Source organism: Burkholderia sp. BCC1985, assembly GCF_905339915.1.
Lineage (GTDB): Bacteria > Pseudomonadota > Gammaproteobacteria > Burkholderiales > Burkholderiaceae > Burkholderia.
In genome coordinates, this window is sequence record NZ_CAJPGY010000133.1 from 1 (window position 1) to 469 (window position 469).

Below are 469 nucleotides of genomic sequence, written 5' to 3' on the forward strand. Positions count from 1 at the left end.
GGCATTCGGCTTCTGCGTGAACAGGTTGTACGCGATCCGGATCGTCATCTCGCCCGCATCGTGCAGCTTGCGGATCACTTCGTAATCGTCGGGATAGTTCTGCGAACCGCCGCCCGCATCGATCACGCCCGTCACGCCGAGACGGTTCAGCTCGCGCATGAAGTGGCGCGTCGAGTTGTACTGGTATTCGAACGGCAGCTTCGGTCCCTTCGCGAGCGTCGCGTAGAGAATCGTCGCGTTCGGGTTCGCGAGCAGCAGGCCGGTCGGATTGCCGGCCGCGTCGCGCAGGATCGTGCCGCCCGGCGGCTCGGGCGTGTCCTTCGTGTAGCCGACCACGCGCAGCGCGGCCGCGTTCAGCAGCGCGCGATCGTACAGGTGCAGGATGAACACCGGCGTATCGGGCGCGGCCGCGTTGAGTTCCTCGATCGTCGGCAGGCGCTTCTCGGCGAACTGGTGTTCGGTAAAGCCA

1 protein-coding gene is annotated in these 469 nt (G+C 65.5%); it reads right to left on the bottom strand.

Features of this window, described 5'->3' with window-relative positions; all coding sequences use genetic code 11:
* Positions 1-469: amidohydrolase family protein (locus U4Z31_RS36980; RefSeq protein ID WP_321813002.1), on the bottom strand; the 469-nt coding region annotated here is incomplete at both ends.